This window comes from Delftia sp. WSY_7 (assembly GCF_043104845.1).
GTDB lineage: Bacteria > Pseudomonadota > Gammaproteobacteria > Burkholderiales > Burkholderiaceae_C > Comamonas > Comamonas tsuruhatensis.
Genome location: NZ_JBICLB010000055.1, coordinates 214,147 through 232,167, shown reverse-complemented (window position 1 = coordinate 232,167; position 18,021 = coordinate 214,147). Strand labels below are relative to the sequence as shown.

Annotated in this window: 20 protein-coding genes; 15 read left to right on the top strand and 5 right to left on the bottom strand. The window is 64.0% G+C overall.

Annotated elements, in window-relative coordinates:
* The first annotated feature begins 1 nt into the window (after position 1).
* The 12 genes from ACF8ME_RS27835 to ACF8ME_RS27780 all read left to right on the top strand — a co-directional run bounded on the left by ACF8ME_RS27835 (position 2) and on the right by ACF8ME_RS27780 (position 12,404).
* Positions 2-490, top strand: a complete 489-nt coding sequence (locus ACF8ME_RS27835) for a hypothetical protein (RefSeq protein ID WP_392419138.1) — start codon at positions 2-4, stop codon at positions 488-490.
* Between the two features lie 7 nt (positions 491-497).
* The gene (locus ACF8ME_RS27830; RefSeq protein WP_392419137.1) at positions 498-2,654 is read left to right on the top strand and encodes a DUF4815 domain-containing protein; all 2,157 of its coding nucleotides are present in this window, start codon (positions 498-500) and stop codon (positions 2,652-2,654) included.
* A gap of 244 nt (positions 2,655-2,898) precedes the next feature.
* A complete protein-coding gene (locus ACF8ME_RS27825) occupies positions 2,899-3,678 on the top strand; it encodes a virulence-associated protein (protein WP_392419135.1) in 780 nt (259 codons plus the stop codon).
* Positions 3,679-3,686: 8 nt separating this feature from the next.
* Positions 3,687-4,391 (top strand): hypothetical protein, encoded by a 705-nt coding sequence (locus tag ACF8ME_RS27820; protein WP_392419133.1) that lies wholly within the window; start codon positions 3,687-3,689, stop codon positions 4,389-4,391.
* Between the two features lie 925 nt (positions 4,392-5,316).
* Positions 5,317-5,742 carry a hypothetical protein gene (locus tag ACF8ME_RS27815; RefSeq protein WP_392419131.1) on the top strand — a complete coding sequence of 142 codons (426 nt, stop codon included), beginning with the start codon at positions 5,317-5,319 and terminating at the stop codon, positions 5,740-5,742.
* A gap of 168 nt (positions 5,743-5,910) precedes the next feature.
* A complete protein-coding gene (locus ACF8ME_RS27810; RefSeq protein WP_133073192.1) occupies positions 5,911-7,107 on the top strand; it encodes a phage tail sheath protein in 1,197 nt (398 codons plus the stop codon).
* A 15-nt stretch (positions 7,108-7,122) separates the two neighbouring features.
* A complete protein-coding gene (locus ACF8ME_RS27805) occupies positions 7,123-7,632 on the top strand; it encodes a phage major tail tube protein (protein ID WP_392419129.1) in 510 nt (169 codons plus the stop codon).
* 85 nt (positions 7,633-7,717) lie between these two features.
* Positions 7,718-8,068, top strand: a complete 351-nt coding sequence (locus ACF8ME_RS27800) for a phage tail assembly protein (RefSeq protein ID WP_392419127.1) — start codon at positions 7,718-7,720, stop codon at positions 8,066-8,068.
* 8 nt (positions 8,069-8,076) lie between these two features.
* Positions 8,077-8,208: a GpE family phage tail protein gene (locus ACF8ME_RS27795; RefSeq protein WP_133073189.1), complete on the top strand. Its 132-nt coding sequence runs from the start codon at positions 8,077-8,079 to the stop codon at positions 8,206-8,208.
* Between the two features lie 15 nt (positions 8,209-8,223).
* Positions 8,224-10,872: a phage tail protein gene (locus tag ACF8ME_RS27790; protein ID WP_392419125.1), complete on the top strand. Its 2,649-nt coding sequence runs from the start codon at positions 8,224-8,226 to the stop codon at positions 10,870-10,872.
* Positions 10,873-10,883: 11 nt separating this feature from the next.
* Positions 10,884-11,342, top strand: a complete 459-nt coding sequence (locus tag ACF8ME_RS27785; RefSeq protein ID WP_392419123.1) for a phage tail protein — start codon at positions 10,884-10,886, stop codon at positions 11,340-11,342.
* Positions 11,343-11,351: 9 nt separating this feature from the next.
* Complete coding sequence (locus tag ACF8ME_RS27780) at positions 11,352-12,404, top strand: contractile injection system protein, VgrG/Pvc8 family (RefSeq protein ID WP_133073187.1); 1,053 nt, start codon at positions 11,352-11,354, stop codon at positions 12,402-12,404.
* Positions 12,405-12,868: 464 nt separating this feature from the next.
* Here ACF8ME_RS27780 and ACF8ME_RS27775 read toward each other — a convergent pair whose 3' ends face one another.
* The 5 genes from ACF8ME_RS27775 to ACF8ME_RS27755 all read right to left on the bottom strand — a co-directional run bounded on the left by ACF8ME_RS27775 (position 12,869) and on the right by ACF8ME_RS27755 (position 16,925).
* Positions 12,869-13,087, bottom strand: coding sequence for a hypothetical protein (locus tag ACF8ME_RS27775; protein ID WP_392419121.1), 219 nt, complete (start codon positions 13,085-13,087; stop codon positions 12,869-12,871).
* A gap of 684 nt (positions 13,088-13,771) precedes the next feature.
* Positions 13,772-15,520, bottom strand: coding sequence for an SIR2 family protein (locus ACF8ME_RS27770; protein ID WP_392419120.1), 1,749 nt, complete (start codon positions 15,518-15,520; stop codon positions 13,772-13,774).
* A gap of 102 nt (positions 15,521-15,622) precedes the next feature.
* Complete coding sequence (locus ACF8ME_RS27765; protein WP_392419119.1) at positions 15,623-16,348, bottom strand: XRE family transcriptional regulator; 726 nt, start codon at positions 16,346-16,348, stop codon at positions 15,623-15,625.
* A gap of 84 nt (positions 16,349-16,432) precedes the next feature.
* Entirely contained in the window at positions 16,433-16,639 is a 207-nt protein-coding gene (locus ACF8ME_RS27760; RefSeq protein WP_392419117.1) for a hypothetical protein, read from the bottom strand.
* 73 nt (positions 16,640-16,712) lie between these two features.
* The gene (locus tag ACF8ME_RS27755) at positions 16,713-16,925 is read right to left on the bottom strand and encodes a hypothetical protein (RefSeq protein WP_392419115.1); all 213 of its coding nucleotides are present in this window, start codon (positions 16,923-16,925) and stop codon (positions 16,713-16,715) included.
* 36 nt (positions 16,926-16,961) lie between these two features.
* Between ACF8ME_RS27755 and ACF8ME_RS27750 the strand changes: the two genes are divergently transcribed.
* The 3 genes from ACF8ME_RS27750 (at position 16,962) to ACF8ME_RS27740 (ending at position 18,006) form a co-directional block, all read left to right on the top strand.
* Complete coding sequence (locus ACF8ME_RS27750) at positions 16,962-17,168, top strand: hypothetical protein (protein WP_013803578.1); 207 nt, start codon at positions 16,962-16,964, stop codon at positions 17,166-17,168.
* Positions 17,169-17,278: 110 nt separating this feature from the next.
* Complete coding sequence (locus ACF8ME_RS27745; protein ID WP_013803579.1) at positions 17,279-17,581, top strand: hypothetical protein; 303 nt, start codon at positions 17,279-17,281, stop codon at positions 17,579-17,581.
* A gap of 14 nt (positions 17,582-17,595) precedes the next feature.
* Positions 17,596-18,006, top strand: coding sequence for an ogr/Delta-like zinc finger family protein (locus tag ACF8ME_RS27740; protein WP_013803580.1), 411 nt, complete (start codon positions 17,596-17,598; stop codon positions 18,004-18,006).
* The last annotated feature ends 15 nt before the right edge of the window (positions 18,007-18,021 follow it).

The following is an 18,021-nucleotide window of genomic DNA, read 5'->3' as shown; positions in this document are numbered from 1 at the left end:
CATGCAAACACTGCAAGACGCCGGCCGCATTGCGCTGGCCAAATCCCTGGCCGCCATGGCCGTGCACATCGCATGGGGCCGTGGCGATGGAGCGTGGACCGTGCCACCTGCCAACCCATCCAACCGCACCGCGCTGCAGGACGAAATCGGCCGCCGCGCCGTGGTGGATGTGGGCTATGCCGTGCCCGGCACCGCCCAGGACCACGATATCGAGATGCCCGGCCAGGTCTACTACAAGACCAGCCCGGTGCCCACGCCCTTTCTGCTGCTGCGCACCACGTTCGGCTTTGGCGATGCCCAGGGCGAAACCGTGCGCGAATGCGGCGTGTTTTTCGGCACCGTGGCCAAGGCCAGCGTGCCGCCTGGCCAGCGCTACCTGACGCCGGCCGAGGTGGAGAACCCCGGCACCGTGTACTGCCTGGAATACCGCTCACCGGTCCTGCGCAGCGGCACGACCAAGGCCACCGAAGAAATCGTGATCCCACTGTGAGCCGCGCATGACCAGCTACAACCGACACGACCCCGCCAAGGGCTACACGCAGCACATCTTTCACGCCGACCGCGTGGCGCAGTCTGCCGAGCCCAACGAAATGCAGGCCCAGGCCCGCTATGCCCTGCGCCGCGTGGCCGATGTGCTGTTTGCCGATGGCGACATCACGGCCGGCGCGCGCTGCACCGTCAACGCCGAAACCGGCGCCTGCCAGCTGGAAGCCGGCAGCATCTACCTGAACGGCGCCGTCCATGACGTGGCCGCCGCCGCGCTGCAAATTGCCGTGCAGGGCACCGTCTACATCGGCGTGCACTACGCCACGCGCATCGTCACGGCCGAGCAAGACCCGACCCTGTACAACCCCGCCGTGGGGACCAGCGGCTACGGCGAGCCCGGGGCCGACCGCCTGCAGGTGTCCGTCACCTGGGGCCTGCAGGGCCAGGGCGAAGGGGATTTCTATCCCGTGTGGACCGTTGAAGATGGCATCGTCAAGCCGCGCGAGCCCGCGCCCCAGCTCAACGCCGTCACCAAAGCTATCGAGCGCTACGACCGCGACAGCGCGGGCGGCACCTACGCCGTGCGCGGCCTGCAGACGCTGCAGCTGTCCGACGACGACCAGGGCCGCCAGGTCTACGCCATCACAGCCGGCGCCGCGCGTGTGGGCGGCGTGGCCGTCGAAGTGCCTGCCGACCGGCGCCTCGTCTTTGAAGCCAAGGCCAACATGGCCCAGGTCAACAGCGAGCCCCACAGCAGCAGCACGGATGCGCTGCAGCATGTGGCATTCGACCGCTGGCCCGTGCTGGAGCAGGCCACCCTGCGCATCACGCGCCGCAAGTCGGCCCAGGTGGTGCACGGCAGCTTCGTCGGCGCCGCTGACCCGCTGCCCGACGCCAGCGTTGTGCAGATCAACAGCGTCACCCAGGGCGGAACCACGTACACCAAAGACGTGGACTACAAGCTGACGGCCGGGCAAATCGACTGGAGCCCGGCCGGCGCCGAGCCCACGCCGGGCAGCACCTACAGCGTGAGCTATGACTACATCAGCACCGAGCCTGCGCAGAACCAGACCACGCGCGGCTTTGACGTGCAGGGCGCGCTGCCCGCCACGCTGATACTTGTGGACTACCGCTATGCGCTGCGCCGCATTGACCGCATCGTCATGGGCGGCGATGGGGGCATCAACGTGGTCAAGGGCATCCCGGCGACTTGGCAGCCCGTGCCGCCCGATGTGCCGGACAACGTGCTGGCCCTGGGCAGCATCTACCAGACCTGGGCGCCAGACACGCGCCGCACCGAGCCGGACGGCGTGCGCGCGGTGTCCATGCCCACCCTAGTGGCCTACCGGGATCGCATGGACCGCATCGAGCTGGACCTGGCCGAGCTGCGCCTGGCCACCGACACCGCGGGCCGTTACAGCGGCCTGAAAAAAGGCTACTTCGCCGATCCCATGATGGACGACAGCATGCGGGATCAAGGTCTGGAGCAGACCGCCATGATCGCGGGCGGAGCGCTGCAGCTGTACGAGGCCGACAACGCCTACATGCTGGGTGATGGCAAGACCTCACACAGCATCGAGTACACCATGGTGCCCACCATTCGCCAGGCCACTGTCAGCCGCGCCATGAAGATCAACGGCGCACCCGCACCTGGCACCATGCCGGCGTCCATCACGCTGGTGCCGGCTGTGGATCGCTGGGAATACCCCGTGCCTCTCAAATACCCGGGCACCTTGCGCATTTGGATGTTCCATGGCGAGGTCGGCAAGGTCACCTACGAGGACCGCATTCGCCAGGTCATGGACGAATCTCGCATCGACACCAGCAATCTGCACCTGCGGCAGATAGATGTGGGCTTTGAGGTGGCGGGATTCCTGCCTATGGAGCCCCTCAAGCAATTGCAATTTGATGGGCAGATCGTGCAGGCCTCTGCATCGCCTGGCGGCAGTCTGGTGGCGGACGCGCATGGGCTGATGCGCGGCAGCTTCCAGGTGCCCGCCGGCATCCCTATCGGCGCCAAGGCCGTTGAACTGCAGGGGGAGCATGGCAGCACTGGCCGCGCGCAATACGTGGGCGGTGCATCGCTAAAGCTGGAAGTCTTTTTTGTTGCAGACCTGCCATGGGGCGCGCGAGGCGCAGGCATTCAAACCATCACCTATGTCGTATAGCACCATCACCCAAACCATCACCCCGACCGCCGCGCAGCAATGCGCCGCCGTGGACCTTTACTTCGCCGGCTGTGGTGGGCCGGTAGTGGCGGCCATCGCCCTGCTTGATGACGCCGGTCTGCCTGGCACACCACTGGCCAGTCTGCGCCTAGAACCTGTGCAGATCAAAACGGATGGTGCGGCTACTCGCGTTACCTGGCCCGCTCCCGCTCTGCTCGATGCAAAGGCAAGCTATGCGCTGTGCGTGTCCGCTGCGGATACCGACACGGCTGTGCAGGTGGCCAAGGTCGGTGAAGCCAGCCAGGTCGGCGGTGGCTGGGTCACAGCCGCCCAGGCCGAGATTGGGCAGCTGCAGGAAATCAACGCATCAGGCATCGTCACGCGCTATAGCGACCGCATGCTGCGCTTCGAGCTGCTGGGCGTGAAATACGCCAGCAGCAGCAAGACCGTGGAGCTGGGCGCCCAAAACGTGGAAAACGCCACCGCTTTGCTGCTCAACACGGGTGCGATCCAACCCGATCCCACCGCCCGCATCAGCTACGCCATGGATCTGCTGGATGCGGACGGTGCCATGCTGCGCAGCATCGAGGCCGACGCCGGTCAGGCGGTGCGATTGGACCAGCCCCATACCGGCACTGTGCGCGTCAAAGCCACTCTGCGCGTGGGTGAGTCCGGTTTGGGCGCAGTACTTGAACCGGCCAGCCAGTTGGGCGTGGGCAGCCTGCTGCAGTCGGGCACCTACATCACGCCCGCCATCGCCACGGCGGGCGGGACCGAGCTGCGGGTGATCTTCGAGGGCACCATCCCTGCCGGCGCGGCCGTGGCCGTGCATGCGCAGCTGGGTGCCAGCGAGCAGTGGACCGAGGTGCCCTATCTGTCCAGCAGCCCGCAGACGGCCGGCACCATCGAATTGACGCACCGGCTGCAGGCCATCAGCGCGGCCAATCTGCGCCTGCGCCTGACGCTCACCGGAACGACCACAGCCCGGCCCCTGGTGGACAACCTGCGCGCCGTGGTGCTGTAGGAGGGACCATGGCTGACGATACCGTGCAAGACCTGCCGCCCGTGCTGGAGGAAACGCCTCACCTGGGCCTGCCCCTGCCGCACCCCGGCAACAAGCTGGAGGTGGACAACCCCCGGCTGCGCGAGGCGCTAGGCATGATTGACCAGATGGCCCACGACATGGGCCAGGCCATTGAGGCCAGAGCGAGCCAGGAGGCCCTGCAGGCCCTGGCACAGTCCACCGGGCAAACCATCGACCAGCTGCAGCAGCAAACGGCGCAAGTCCTGCTGCAACAGGCCCTGCAGATTGCGCAGCTGGCCCAAGACATTGCCGACAAGTCCGTGGACCTGCAATCCGTGCTGCAGGCCAGCAGCCCGGCGCAGGCGCAGGCCGGGCAAACGCTGCTGGACCGGCTGCGCCACGGCTACGCGGACAGCGCAACCAATGGCCAGGCCCTGCAGGCGGGCGTGGCCTATCTGCTCAAAGCCGACGCCGCCTACAGCCGCGCCCTGCCCGCCGCCCCCGAACGGGGCGACACCATCGTGCTGCTGGACCCCTGGGGCCTGTGGCGCCTGGGGCTGATCACCATCGTGCGCGCCAACCCGCTGCACGAAATCAACCGCCGAAAAGACGACCTGGTTCTTGATTACAACTGCTGGCACATCAGGCTCGTGTATGCCGGCGACAACCTATGGCTGCTGGCCATGGGGCATGACACAGGGGGAAATCCATGAGGTCAAGCGAGTTGGCCGCGACGCGGAGCATCGGGCCTTTTTTGTCCCTGGTCTGCTTTGATTCCGTCACATGGACGGTGCCATCTAACGGCATTCTCGAATTGCGAGCCATGGGCGCAGGCGGTGCGTCTTCCGCACGCACCGGAGTCGTTGACACTGTCACCGGGGGCTACAGCGGCAGCTGGGGTGCCAAGCGCCTTCGCGTGCGTGCTGGCGATGTAGTCAGCGTGAGCGTGGGCGCACCGGGCGCCACTGCCGCAGTCGGACAAACAGGCGGCGCTGGCGGCAATACCACCATCACCGTGGCTGGAGTCAGTTACATCGCCTACGGAGGGCCGGGCGGGAGGTGGGCGCAGGCCAGTGCCGGCGCCATCGTGCTCCCCCCTGGCCCCTCGCCGAGCGCAAACTGGGACCTGGGCGCGGCCAGTGTTCGGCCCGGAATGCTGGTGGGCGGTGCCACGGGCGGAGCTGGCGTGGACATCATGGCCAAGGGCGGTGATGCGTCCACTTCAGCGCCGTTCAATGGTGGTGGCGGTGGTGGGGTGTATGGTCCCGGAGACTCGACGTATGGCGGGGGATCAGCACCTGGTAGCAAGGATGTCACGGGAAAACTAGCCGTAGGAGCAGCTGGAACCTACCTGGATGCCTCAGATGGTGAGTGGGGTATCAGCTTCTTTGGCGGAAGCGGAGGGGGAAGTAACGGAACCAATGGATTCGCAGGCGGAAACGGCGGCGGTGGCGGCGGCGGTACAGGTGGTGGAGGAGCGGGCGGGAACGGCGGCGGTGGGGGCGGCCAAGGCGGCAGCACTGGCGCAGGCGGTGGCGGTGGCGGTGGCGTCGGAGGTGGGGGTGGGGCGGGTCGTGTTGCAGCGCCGGGCGGTGCTGGCTATGCATTTCTCAAATTCTTCGCAGACAAGGGGGTCTGATGCCCATCATCGAAATCCTGAAAACCGGCCAAGTCGTGGACACCATCCGGGCCTCGGAAGACTTCGCGCAGCAGCATTACCCGGGCGCCTGGCGCCTGGCCGAGCAGCAGGAGCAGCCCGCGCCCGCGCCGCAGGTCCACCGCCATATCACCCCGCTGGCATTTCGCCGCCGCTTCACCGGCGCCGAGCGCGCCGCCATCGAATGGGCCGCCGTGGACCGCGCCGATGCCACCAGCGGCGAACGCCAGCAGGCCGCGCAGCTGCGCAGCACGTTGAAGGACCAGGAGCTGGCCAGCTTCATCGACTTGGACGACCCGGACGTGGCGGCCGGCGTGCAGCTGCTGGAAACCGTGGGCCTGATCGCAGACGGCCGCGCGCTGCAGATCACGGACACGCCACCGCGCCCAGACGAGCTGCCGGACTGACCTGGCCGCGCCACCTTCCCACCTGCCAAAGCCCGCCACTCGGCGGGCTTTGTCTTTGTGTCGCACGCCCAGCGACAGCGGCCATTTCTGGCTATTGCGGCTTGTGCCGAGCACCATAGGCTCATCTCGCGCGAGCCGCGCACCAGCAACACATTCAGGGGCTCAACAATGGCCACAGCAAGTTTTCACCACGGCGTGCGTGTCACCGAACTGAACGCAGGCACCACCGCCCTGCGCATCGTCTCCACGGCGGTCATCGGCATGGTGGCCACGGCCAGCGATGCAGACGCAGAGTTCTTTCCAGTGGACACGCCTGTGCTCGTCACAGACATTCGCCGTGCGCTGGAGAAGGCCGGAACCTTGGGCACGCTGGCGCCATCGCTGGAAGCCATCGAGCAGCAATGCCGGCCCGCCATGGTCATCGTGCGGGTTGCTGATGGCGAAGGCGCCACCGAAGAGGAACGCCAAGCCGACCAGATCAGCAAGGCCGTGGGCGACTACCGCAACGGCAAGCGGACCGGCGCGCAGGCTCTACTGGACGCACAGGCCACCCTGGGCGTGAAGCCGCGAATCCTGGGCGCGCCGGGCCTGGACGCCAAGCCCGTCGCCGATGCGCTTACAGCCATCGGCGAAAAGCTGCGCGGAATGGTCTATGCCTCGGCCTGGGAGTGTGAGGACGTGAGCGCGGCCCTGCTGTACCAGAACGATTTCGGCAAGCGCGAAACCATGCTCATCTGGCCTGAATTCACCCGCTGGAGCACGGTGCAGAACAAGAGCATCGTTGCACCGGCAACCGCCTACGCCCTGGGCCTGCGCGCCCGCATTGATGCGGAGCAGGGATGGCACAAGAGCCTGTCCAATGTGCCCCTGAACGGACCCACCGGCATCAGCCGCAGCGTTTACTGGGATCTGCAAGGCACGGACTCAGACGCCGACCTGCTCAATGAAGGCAAGGTCACGACGCTCATCAATCACCAGGGGTTCCGCTTCTGGGGTAACCGTACCTGCAGCACCGAGCAGAACTTCGCCTTTGAAACCGCCACGCGCACGGCCCACATCCTGGCCGACACCATGGTGGAGGGGCACTTCGAGTTCGTGGACAAGCCCCTGCATCCGTCCATCGTGAAGGACATCATCGAGGGCATCAATTCGCGCTTTCGCACGTTGCGCTCCCAGGGCTACATCCTGGGCGGCGAATGCTGGTACGACGAAACCGTCAACAGCACGGAAACGCTGAAGACCGGCAAGCTGCTCATCGACTACGACTACACGCCCGTGCCGCCGCTGGAAGACCTGGGTTTCCGCCAGCGCATCACCGACCGTTTCTATCTCGACTTCGCCAACCGCGTTTCCAGCGGCTTGTAAGCACAGGAGCAACACATGGCACTGCCACGCAAACTGATCAACTTCGCGCTGTTCGTGGACGGCGTGAGCTATCGCGGCGAAGTTCCCGAGGTGAAGCTGCCCGAGCTGTCCCGCAAGCTGGAGGACTACCGCGCCGGCGGCATGGATGGCGAGATCGCCCTGGACATGGGCCAGGAAAAGATGGAAGCCGAGATCAAGGGCGCCGGTTTCCTCGATGGCCTGTCCGCGAAATGGGGATCGCGCCGCCACGATGCCGTGATGCTGCGCTTTGCCGGCTCGCTGGCGCGTGACGACGAAGGGGGCTCGCAGGCCTGCGAGGCCATCATGCGCGGCCGGCTGGCCAAGCTGGACACCGGCAGCCAGAAGGCCGGCGACATGACCGAGCAGAACTACACCTATGCACTGAGCTACTACAAGCTGACCGTGGGCGGCCGCGTGCACTTCGAGATTGACCTTGTGAACATGATCTGCATCGTGGACGGCGAGGACATCCTGGCCAACGTGCGCGCCGACCTGGGCATCTGATCCCACAACCAGGCAACCACCTGCGGGCGGCGCCGCCCAACCCGGCCCGCCCGCTCCTTTTTGACATTCACGCGGGGAACACAACATGACAGGCAAGACCGAAGCTACCGACAAGCTGCAAGCTGCGACACAAAACACCGTGGGCGGACGCCCTTGCGTCACCGTGACGCTGGAAACCTCCATCAAGCGCGAAGGCGGCGACCTGGAAAAAATCCAGATCATCAAGCCGCAGACCGGCGACCTGCGCGGCGTCTCTCTGGTGGATCTCATGCAGATGAACACCGATGCCATAGTCAAGGTGCTGCCCCGTGTGACGCATCCCAGCATCGTTCCCCATGAAGTCAAGGACATGGACATTTCCGATGTCCTGCAGGTTGGAACGGAGCTGGTGAATTTTTTGCTGCCTGCATCGGCAAGGGATCAAGCGAGCGTGTAGAGGACTACATGACCGACCTGGCCATGGTGTTCCACTGGCCGCCCTCTGCCATGTATGCCATGGAGATGGATGAACTGATCGACTGGCGAGAGCGCGCCGTCAAGCGTTGGAACGAAGTGCACGCGCCCCCAAAGAAATAGCAGCAGGAGAACGCCGTGGACAGGCTCCGCCTTGAAGTCATCATGAGCGCGGTGGACCGCGTGACCGGGCCGCTGCGGCGCGTGGTTTCTGGCAGCTCGGCCACGTCGCGCGCGCTCAAGACCCTGCGCGACAACTACAAGCAGTTGGAGGCCCAGCAGGGCCTCATCAAGAATTTCCGCAACGCGCACAAGGCATCCGCCACCCTCACCGGCGAACTGGCCGCACAGCGCGCCAAGGTCCGGGCGCTCGCGGCAGAGCATGCAGCGGCCGGCAACGTGACGGCGGCGATGTCGCGCCAAATGGCCCAGGCCCAGGCCAGGGCGCGCGAACTGAAGGACCGATTCGCCCAGCAGCAGGCCGCATTGCAGGGGCTGCGCGACCGCATGGGCCAAGCAGGAATGTCCACCACGGGCCTGGCCGCCAAGGAACGCAGCCTGCGCGCGGACATGGAGCGCACCACGGCCGCCATGGCTGCGCAGAAGACGCGCCTGCAGGCGCTGACCGATGCCCGGCAACGCGCCGGCCGCATGGCAGCCCGGGGCGCCGGCATGGCGGCGGCCGGCATGGGCAGCTACTACGCCACCAGCCGCGCCGCCCATGCGGCCACCGGCCTGATGGGGCAAAGCCGCACGGCGGCCGGCGAAGCCATCCGCATCCGCGCCCTGGGCCTGGAAGGCGAAGACGCCGGCAAGGCCATCGACTACGCGCGCAACTTCAAGAGTTACGGCACCAGCACCACGGACAACATGGCGCTGATGCGCGATGCCGTGACCGTCTTCAATGACTTCGACCATGCCAAGGATGCACTCCCCTTCCTGGCCAAGATGAAGTTTGCGAACGAGGCCGCCTTCGGGGGCGAGCATGCCGCTGACAACGAGCGCAAGTTCATGGACATGCTCAAGGTCATCGAAATGCGCAACGGCGCCAACAACCGCGAGGACTTCGAGCGCAACGGCAACCTGGTGCAGCAGGTGCTGACAGCCACAGGCGGCCGGGTGGGCGCCGAAGACTGGCTCAACCTCATCAAGACCGGCGGCGTGGCCGCCAAGGGCATCAGCGAGAAGGAATTCTTCTACCGCCTGGAGCCGCTGGTGCAGGAAATGGGCGGCGACCGCGTGGGCACGGGCATGATGTCCGCCTACCAGAATCTGTACCAGGGTCGTACCACCAAGCGGGCCGCCAACATGCTGGATACGCTGGGCCTGATCGCCGACCCGTCCAAGGTCAAGCACGACAAGGTGGGCCAGATTGCCCAGCTCGGCGTTGGGGCGCTCAAGGGCTCCGATGTGTTCCAGCGCAGTCAATTCGAGTGGCTGGAAACGGTGCTGGTGCCTGCGCTCAATGCCAAGGGCATCAAGAGCGAGAAGGAAGTGCTGGACGCCATCGGCGGCATCTTTTCCAACCGCAATGCGGCCGGCCTGTTCGCCACGATGTTCCAGCAGCGGTCCATGATCAACAAGAGCTATGCGCTGAACGAGCGCGCGGCCAACGTGGACACGCTGCACGGCATGGTCAAGGAAGGGCCGCGCGGCAAGGAAATCGACCTCGAAAAGCGCCGCGACGACCTCTATCTGCGCATGGGCGAGGCCGCCCTGCCCTTGTACGTGCAGCTGCTGGAAAAGGTCACGGCGGTGACCGAGGCGGTATCCAACTTCGCGCAGGCGCACCCCGGCCTGACCAAGGCAGTGATGTACACGGGCGCCGCATTTCTGGGCCTTGGCGCTGTAATGACCGCGCTGCTCATCCCTCTGGGCCTGCTGCTGGCCAAAGGCGCCCTGGTGCGATTCCTGTTTGCAAGAATCTTCGGCGGCGCCTCTGCAGCCGCTGCTGGCGGGAGCCTGCTGGCCAGGATCTGGGCGGGCCTCAGTGGAGCCATGGCTAGAGCCGGACAGGCTATCGCATGGGTTGCCGGCGTTCTCCGCACCGGACTGGCCTGGGCAGCAAGTTTCGCGGGCAAGGCCATCATGGCAATCGCCCGTGTGGTGCTGTTCGTGGGGCGGTTTCTCCTGGGCTCGCCGCTGGGGATCGCCATTTCCCTGATAGCAGGCGCCGCCTATCTCATCTGGCGCAATTGGGACCAGATGAAGGCCGGCTTCCTGACGATCTGCGACCAGCTGAGCACTGCGGTTTCGCAGTGGTGGGCCAGCGTGGCCGGAGGGGCTGATGCACTGTGGCAGGACATCGTGGGATGGAAGGACAAGTTTTTCACCGCCGGCGGTGACCTGGTGGATGGGCTGATTGCGGGCATCCGCGCAAAGTGGGATGCAGCCAGGGAAGTGATGGGCGGCATGGCCGAGAGCATCAAGCTCTGGTTCACCGAGCCCATGCAGATCCAATCCCCTTCCCGCGTGTTCATGCGCTACGGCGAGCACATCAGCGAGGGCGCGGCCCTGGGCATCGAGCGTGGCCAGGCGCTGGCGCGCGTGGCGGCCGTGGGCCTGGCTGGCATCACCATGGCGCCCATGGGCGCTGCTGCATCCACCCCCATGGCCATGGCCAGCGGTGCCGCGCCGGCTGCGGCCGGCGGCCCCATCAGCATCACCATCAACGCGGCCCCGGGCCAGGACGCGCAGGCCATCGCCCGCGCCGTGTCCGCAGAACTGGACCGGCGCGAGCGTGACCGCGCATCGCGCCGCTACAGCCAGCTGGCCGACATCGATTAGGAGATCCGCCCATGATGGCCGCCCTGGGGCAATTCGTCTTTGCCCTCGACACACTCGCATACCAGGAACTGCGCCGCAGCACGGCCTGGCGCCACCCCAGCAATAGCCGCGTGGGCGCGCGGCCGGCGCGGCAGTTCCTCGGCCCTGGAGATGAAACCATCACCCTGACCGGCCTGCAGGCGCCCGAGCACTTCGGCAATCGCCGCACCATCGACAAGCTGCGGCAAATGGGCGACACCGGCGCCGCCTATGCACTGGTTAATGGCGCGGGCGAAGTGTTCGGCGCGTGGGTCATTGAATCCGTGGAGGAAACCGGCACCCTGTTTATCCGCGAGGGCCTGCCGCGCCGCATCGAATTCACGCTGCAGCTGGCGCGCGTCGATGACCGCCAGGCTGATCCATCAGGCGGCACAGGCGGCGATGGCGCGCCAGACGAGGAATGGGACGATTGGGATTGGTGGATGGAATGAGGCAGGGCCATGGAAATTGATCTGCAAGACCCCGAGGGCGTCTACCAAAAGCCCGACTACCAGCTGCTGCTGGACGGCCGGAACATCACCCAGAACCTGCGCGGGCGACTCATCCGCCTGTCATTGCGCGAAAGCCGCGGCGAAAAGGCCGACCAGCTGGACATCGAGCTGGACGATTCCCGCGACAGCCTGGCGCTCCCGCCCGTGGGCGCCCGCCTGGCGCTGCAGCTCGGCTATACGCGCGGCGGCGGCTGGTGGGACAAAGGCGAATTCATCATTGATGAGATCGAGCACAGCGGCGCCCCCGACACCATCATGCTGCGCGCCCGCAGTGCAGAAATGCGCCAGACCTTGAGGCAGCGGGCCAGCAACAGCTGGCACGGCGCCACGCTGGGCAACGTGGTGCGGGACATCGCCAAGCGCAACGGCATGCAGGCCAACGTAGACGACGCCCTGGCCGGCCTGCCCGTGCAGCACATCGACCAGACCAACGAAAGCGATATGCACTTCCTCACGCGCCTCGGCCGCCAGCACGACGCCGTGGCCACGGTCAAGAAGGGGCGCCTGGTGTTTTTGCCCATCGGCAGCACGCGCAATGCCAGCGGCAAGCAGCTGGCCGCCGTGCAGATCCGCCGCCAGGACGGGGACCGCCACCGCTATCACACCGCCGCGCGTGATGCATACACGGGCGTGCGGGCCTACTGGCACGACAACGGCCGCGCATCCCGCCAAGCCGCCATCGACGGCGAGGAAGAAAACCTCAAGACCCTCAAGGACAGCTATGCCACCGAAGATGACGCCATGGCTGCGGCGCGGGCCGAGCGCGGGCGCCTGCAGCGTGGTGCCGCTACGCTGGAAATCACCCTGGCCATCGGCGACCCATCAGTAATGGTGCAATCGCCCGTCACCGTCAGCGGCTTCAAGGAAGACATCGACGGCGAGCAATGGCTGTGCAAAACCGTGGAGCACACCTTGGATGACAACGGCCTGACCACACGCCTGGAGATGGAGCGTGCCGGCGGCGAAAAGACGAGGCAACCCGGCAAACGCTGGAGCCGGTGAACGCCAGCAGCACAGCCGCCGATCCCGCCCTGTGCGGGATTTTTCTTGTCTGCCGCGCCCACATTCCGCCATGTGACAAAACCGCGCTTTTTTCGTCGTTTCCCGACACCGATACGGTCCAGCGAATCGGCCGCAAAGCGCCGCCACGCCTTGCGCGCCAGCGTGCCGACACCCCCGACGAAAGCCACATGTTTAGCGCGCAGGTGCGGCGGGGACTCAACCGCGCGCCGAGGGGGTAGACGGGTATTCGGGGTGCATTGCACCCATTGAGGGGGCGCATCCTTACCGATGGGGCACGCAGGGCGGGCCATCACGGGCCGTTCACAGGCGCGGCAAGGGCGCGGGCGCAGCTATCGATTGCGTTTGCTGTAGGGCGTTTAAATCGGTCGAACGCAAGCCACCATGCGCCATGCCGAGGGACCGTTCGTGCCTGGCTCCCCATTGCCACCGGCGTGGCTGCGGCATCACCCCGGAGCGCACTTGCCCGTGGCGGCCCAATACATCAGGGGGTCTGTGCGTTCGTCCAGCACCTGCGCGCCATCCCGATACAGCACTTCGGCGATGAATGGGCCGCTGGCGGCTGATGGCGAGCCCACGTAGTCGTTGAGGCCGCACGCCAGGCCCTGGGCCTTGCCCACAAGCTCCAGCGTCATCAGCACGTCGCCGGGCATCGTGCCAGGCATCACGGCTGGCTTGGCGTCCTGGGCTCTGATGCTGGCGATTTCCAAGCCGTGCGAAAGCAGAAGCTTTCGCAGGGTGCCACCTCGATGCACAGGCAACGCATCCACGGCAGTCTCGGGGCGTTCGCCTGTACGCTCCGCGACCCGTGTCCCCTCCGATGCTGCTCGAGCCTCACGCTCTTGGCGCTCCTTGTCGGCTTGCGCCGCCCGGTCAATCGACTCACACCGGTACGCCTCCCGGTCGCTCGCTTCGGGCATTGGGCCGCGCTCATTGATAAGCACGCCAGATGGCGGCGGACATTCGCCCTTGCCTGCCGTAGGAGACGGGACCGTCTTCGCATCGTCGCTGCACCCAGTCAATATCAGGCATCCCGTGAGAATTAGGGAGCCCACTGAAGCCCACCACTTCTTCCCGTTGTCTCCTGCTCGAAAATCACCGGCCATCCCTTGTGTCATCATCAAAATCCCTTCCCAATTTCAACCGGATAATTCGGACCCGAAGTGCCCAATCTCTGCATTTCTTTCCTCCCGTCCGACTGATTGAGCACCGAACGGCAGCGCTTATAACGAGGTGTATAAAAAAAGGATTAGCGCGTAAAAATTTTAATTACTACCCGCTTTACTTTTCACCTTGAAAAGGTGTCATTAAAACTGCAGCAGCCCAATCAGCTGCACTCAAGGCTACATTTAGTACCACCGAAGTTGTGGAACGAACTGCTCTAGCTGCGCCAGATTTTTGAGCCCCAACGTCGCCGTCAAGCCAACCAAGCCCGATGAAACCAGTGGCGAAGCATCTCCAAGCCCTTCCAGTTCCTTGCGAAGCTCCGCAAAAATACGTACTGCATTGCTTCTGCGCCATCCATAGGCCCCAGGCAAAGTCCAGTAGTGCTCACTCTTCTGTATGCTCGGAACTGCGTGAGCCATAGCAGTCAACATCTCAAACTTGTCGAAGGCAAGCTTAAAATTTTCTTCAGACGGAAACTCGGACCCGAACATGCTCCAAAGGAGAGCCTGCACATGATTGTTGAGGGGCGTATATTGATCTTCGCGCCCGGGCAGAACTTGCATCACTTGGGCCCCTTGCTGGAATAGCGCCCAAATAGGCACTAAATCAACCACACGCTTGTCTTCCCTGTGCACACTTTGTACTTGCACTTCAAATAACTTGTTCAGAGCCTCCCAGCGCGCATTCGCCACAGCGCCTAAACCAAAGGCGTAGAGCAGTAATGTGGCAGGGTATCGCTGAAGATCAATCCACAACGACAGGCCGGAGTTGGCCCGGCTTTGCGCCAGTTTGACCATCGCCTTGAGCCACGGTGCCAGTTGCCCCCCGTCGCTCCATTGCCCTGCCACGAATGCCAGGTGAATCAGCGTGGTTGACGCAGCCTCATACCTCTGCAGATGAGCCAGTACCGCCGCACCGCTGGTATCCCGAGAATTTACGTCGAAGGCTTCACCCTGCAACACCTGGCTGACACTATCCACCTCTCTCTTTACCAAATCGTCCAACGCAATCCGATATTTCGGCTCAGATAAATACTTCTTCAAAGTGGCAACCGCCATCCCCGTTGACAATGGATGAGGCCGAGAGAACTCTTCCAGAGCCTGGACCTGCTCGCTCAATGTCCCAAAGAAAGTATCCGCATCGGCGATGTTGACGAGCAACCCGCCGCGGCGCGCAATGAGTTCCCTGGCCTTCTCGCTCGGCTCGCCCCGGCTGGCCCAAAACGTCGAGAACCGCCGGTAGGGTGCACGCGTGATTGCATCGCGCAAGGCCACATCCCAATCGGCAGACCACCCTGCAACAATCAGTCCGAATTCATCGAAAACACGGTCCAACAGACGGTTGAAGGGTTCGGGGTAGGTGGCCAGTTCTTCCGGAGTATTTTTGATTCGAGTATCGAGATAGTCGCCATGGATCTTGATAATCGTGCACGGAGTGTGAATCAAGGGCATAGCGCCTTCGATCTGGTCCGTCGTGCTGAGCACCACCGGTTGAATACCAACATCGTGCAGAGCCATTTCCATCAGGCGGTCAAAATTGGTCGTCAACAGTACCCGGACATAGCCAAGCTTCACCAGATCCGCAATTGCACGATGGGCACGCGTCGGCAGCTTTGCACCTTCCTCACGCTCGGTCTCTGTAGGCTCCCAGTAAGAGCGCAGCAATTGCTGCCGCTCTGCCGGCGTCTTAGCCACCATGTCGAGCAGGTCAGAGTAATCCGGCTGTTTTTCCATCTCCCCCTGGAACCACATAGCAGGGTCTGGCTCGCAATCTGCTTTTTGCAACGCCGCTACCTTGCGCACCAGTTCAATCGTGATCTCCCAACCAGTCGGAATTCTGGCCGCACGTGATATACCAGAACCCAGCAGCAGGGCATATACCCCTTTGTTGGCATGCATAGAAAATGCGAGTGTGCTACTAGGCTCGATCATGGATTTTTCCTGGTACTGAAAGATTTCGCTTGACGCTGCCACCGAATTTCCAACTTCGAAGCAATTAAGGCCTAAGCGCAACTTTATTGAAAATCATTTCTACTAAAACCGCCGCCCATTCCACCCATAAACAACCCGCCCACAGATCCTCACCTGATGCGACCCATTGAGCACCTCCACAGTGCGCACATTCGGGTTGTCGCTCGTCACCTCCAACTGCCCATCAATGCGCCGCGTCACACGCTTGATGAAAAGCTGCTCATTGGCAACGAGCACATAGACGCCATCCACATCCGCCGCCGTGCAATCCGTATCGACAAGCGCGAAGTCGCCGGAATGCAGCGTTTCGCCCATCGAATCGCCGTAGGCATGCACCAGCCGCAGCGCCTCTGGCCGTGAACGCGGCAGGTTGAGCGCTACCCAGTTCCGCGACACAGGCACATTGCCCAGGATCACATCCCCGGTCTGCAGATCGTTGCCCGGGCCCATGCTGCCGGCAGCGGCAATCAGGGGCACCAGCACCACGTCCGCTTCATCGGCAGGCGCAGGTGCTGGGCCAGAAAGCTGGCGTTTCACGGCTCTTGACTGGACAGCATCCAGAGAGACCGCTGAACCGTCGCCAGAGCGAACGCCCGTGAACAGGAAGCCGACATCCACTCCATGAGTCGATAACGCCTCAAGGTAGTCCGAGTTGGGCTTACGAGCTCCAGTCTCGTAGTTGCTCTGCGTTTCCTTCGTCACACCTCCGATGGAACCGAACTCCGACTGGTTGAGCTCCAGGCGTCGGCGCTCATCACGTAGGCGAGCAAAAAAAGTCGAATCTTGCATAACAAACCGTTGACAGGAGAACAAATGGATAACAAACTACGAACATCGCTTAACAAAAGACGACAAATGGACAACCAACTTCACTCAGCGGCCCGGCCTCCGTCGTGCACTATCAGCGCCGTCCTCGACTTCAGCATCGGCCTGACGGCCGTACATGTCGCCGATCTCGGCCACGGCGAACTGGCCCGCCGCGCTGCCCTTGTCGCCATCGCACTGCAATGCACCATGAGAGAGCAATTCCCGGGAGCCACTCTGCGCATTGAAACCAGGGACGACCTTGACCAGCGTCACGGCTCAAATACCTGGACAGCTGCCTTATTCATGAGCGCACTGAGCAGCGAGATGGACAAGCTTGGCGCAGCGGTCAGCCCATCTCAATGCGGCTTTTCAACCGGGGATCACCCGGCTCAAAGCCAAACGGCGGCGTCTTCTCAATCTGTTTAGCAACCCGAAGAAGTGCCAGGTAGGTATCAAGGAAATCAGAGTTGATGACTTGATCCATTGCGATGCCTTCGGCGCGCGTTTTGGATCCCACCAAAGCAGCAGCCGCCTGAAAAACCTGCCAATTGATTTCCATATCACCTCCCTCGTTAACAAACGTTATGGATCGTACATGAACACCGCAACGCAACCCACCCCCGCCAAAGCCGACAAGGCTGATGTCATCTGCTACACGCGCATGCCCAAGGCATCCGTTGAAGAGGGCAAGAGGTTCGCTGAGAGGGAATGCCGCTCCTTCGCCAGCTTCCAGCGCCTGATGTACCTGCGCGGGCTGGAGGCCTACAAGGCCGACCTGGCGCGGGTTGCTGCGAGTTCTTGAGTCCATGCCTTGCATGTTGCCCACGCCGCCGCACAAGCACACGCAATTCATGTTGTGCGGCGCTGCGCGGTTCGGTACAGCCCTCCACCCCTGACCAGAAGCACAAAAAAATGAACACCACTCGCATATCGCACGGCACCGGCACCATCGAGCGCGTGCTGCGCCACAGCCTGAGCCAGCCCGGCGGCGAAGTGCAGGAGGCCGCAGGCTGGGACAGCCCGGCCGTCAGCCGCTTCCTGTCGGGGCAGCAAGGTGTGCCCATCGGCAAGATCGACGCCGTGGTCAGCGCAGCCGGCTATGTGCTGGTCAGCCGCAAGTACCTGGACGCCATCGGCACGCTGGGCGAGGTCGGCATGTACTGCCACTGCGCCAGGGCCGGCGGCGGTGAATGCGGGCGCATCCGCGGCGAATGAACAGGGAGCCCAGCATGCAAGCGGCAGCGATCAACCAGGGCGCCATGCTCGCGGCGCAGGCCCAAGAGGGCCGAAAGAGCGGGCGCAAGGTGCGCAGCGAGGGCACGCGCATGGCCTGCCCCCACTGCAGCGCGCAGTGCACGATCCGAACCAGTTGGCTCATGTCCCGCCTCATGCGCGAGCTCACCTACGCATGCACCAACCCTGAATGCGGTCACACCTTTGTGGCCATGACCGAGATAGTGCGCACGCTGAGCCCTAGCGCCACGCCGGACCCCAGCGTGCAACTGCCCCTGTCCAGCCATGTGCGCCGAGACGGCATGCGCGTGGTGCTGGACAACGCCGCAGAGTCCGAGCACCAGCCGCGCTACACCCTGCCTACCACGGGCGATCTGTTCGCCGGGCCGCCGCCAGAGCCCGATTGACGCCATAGGCGCATA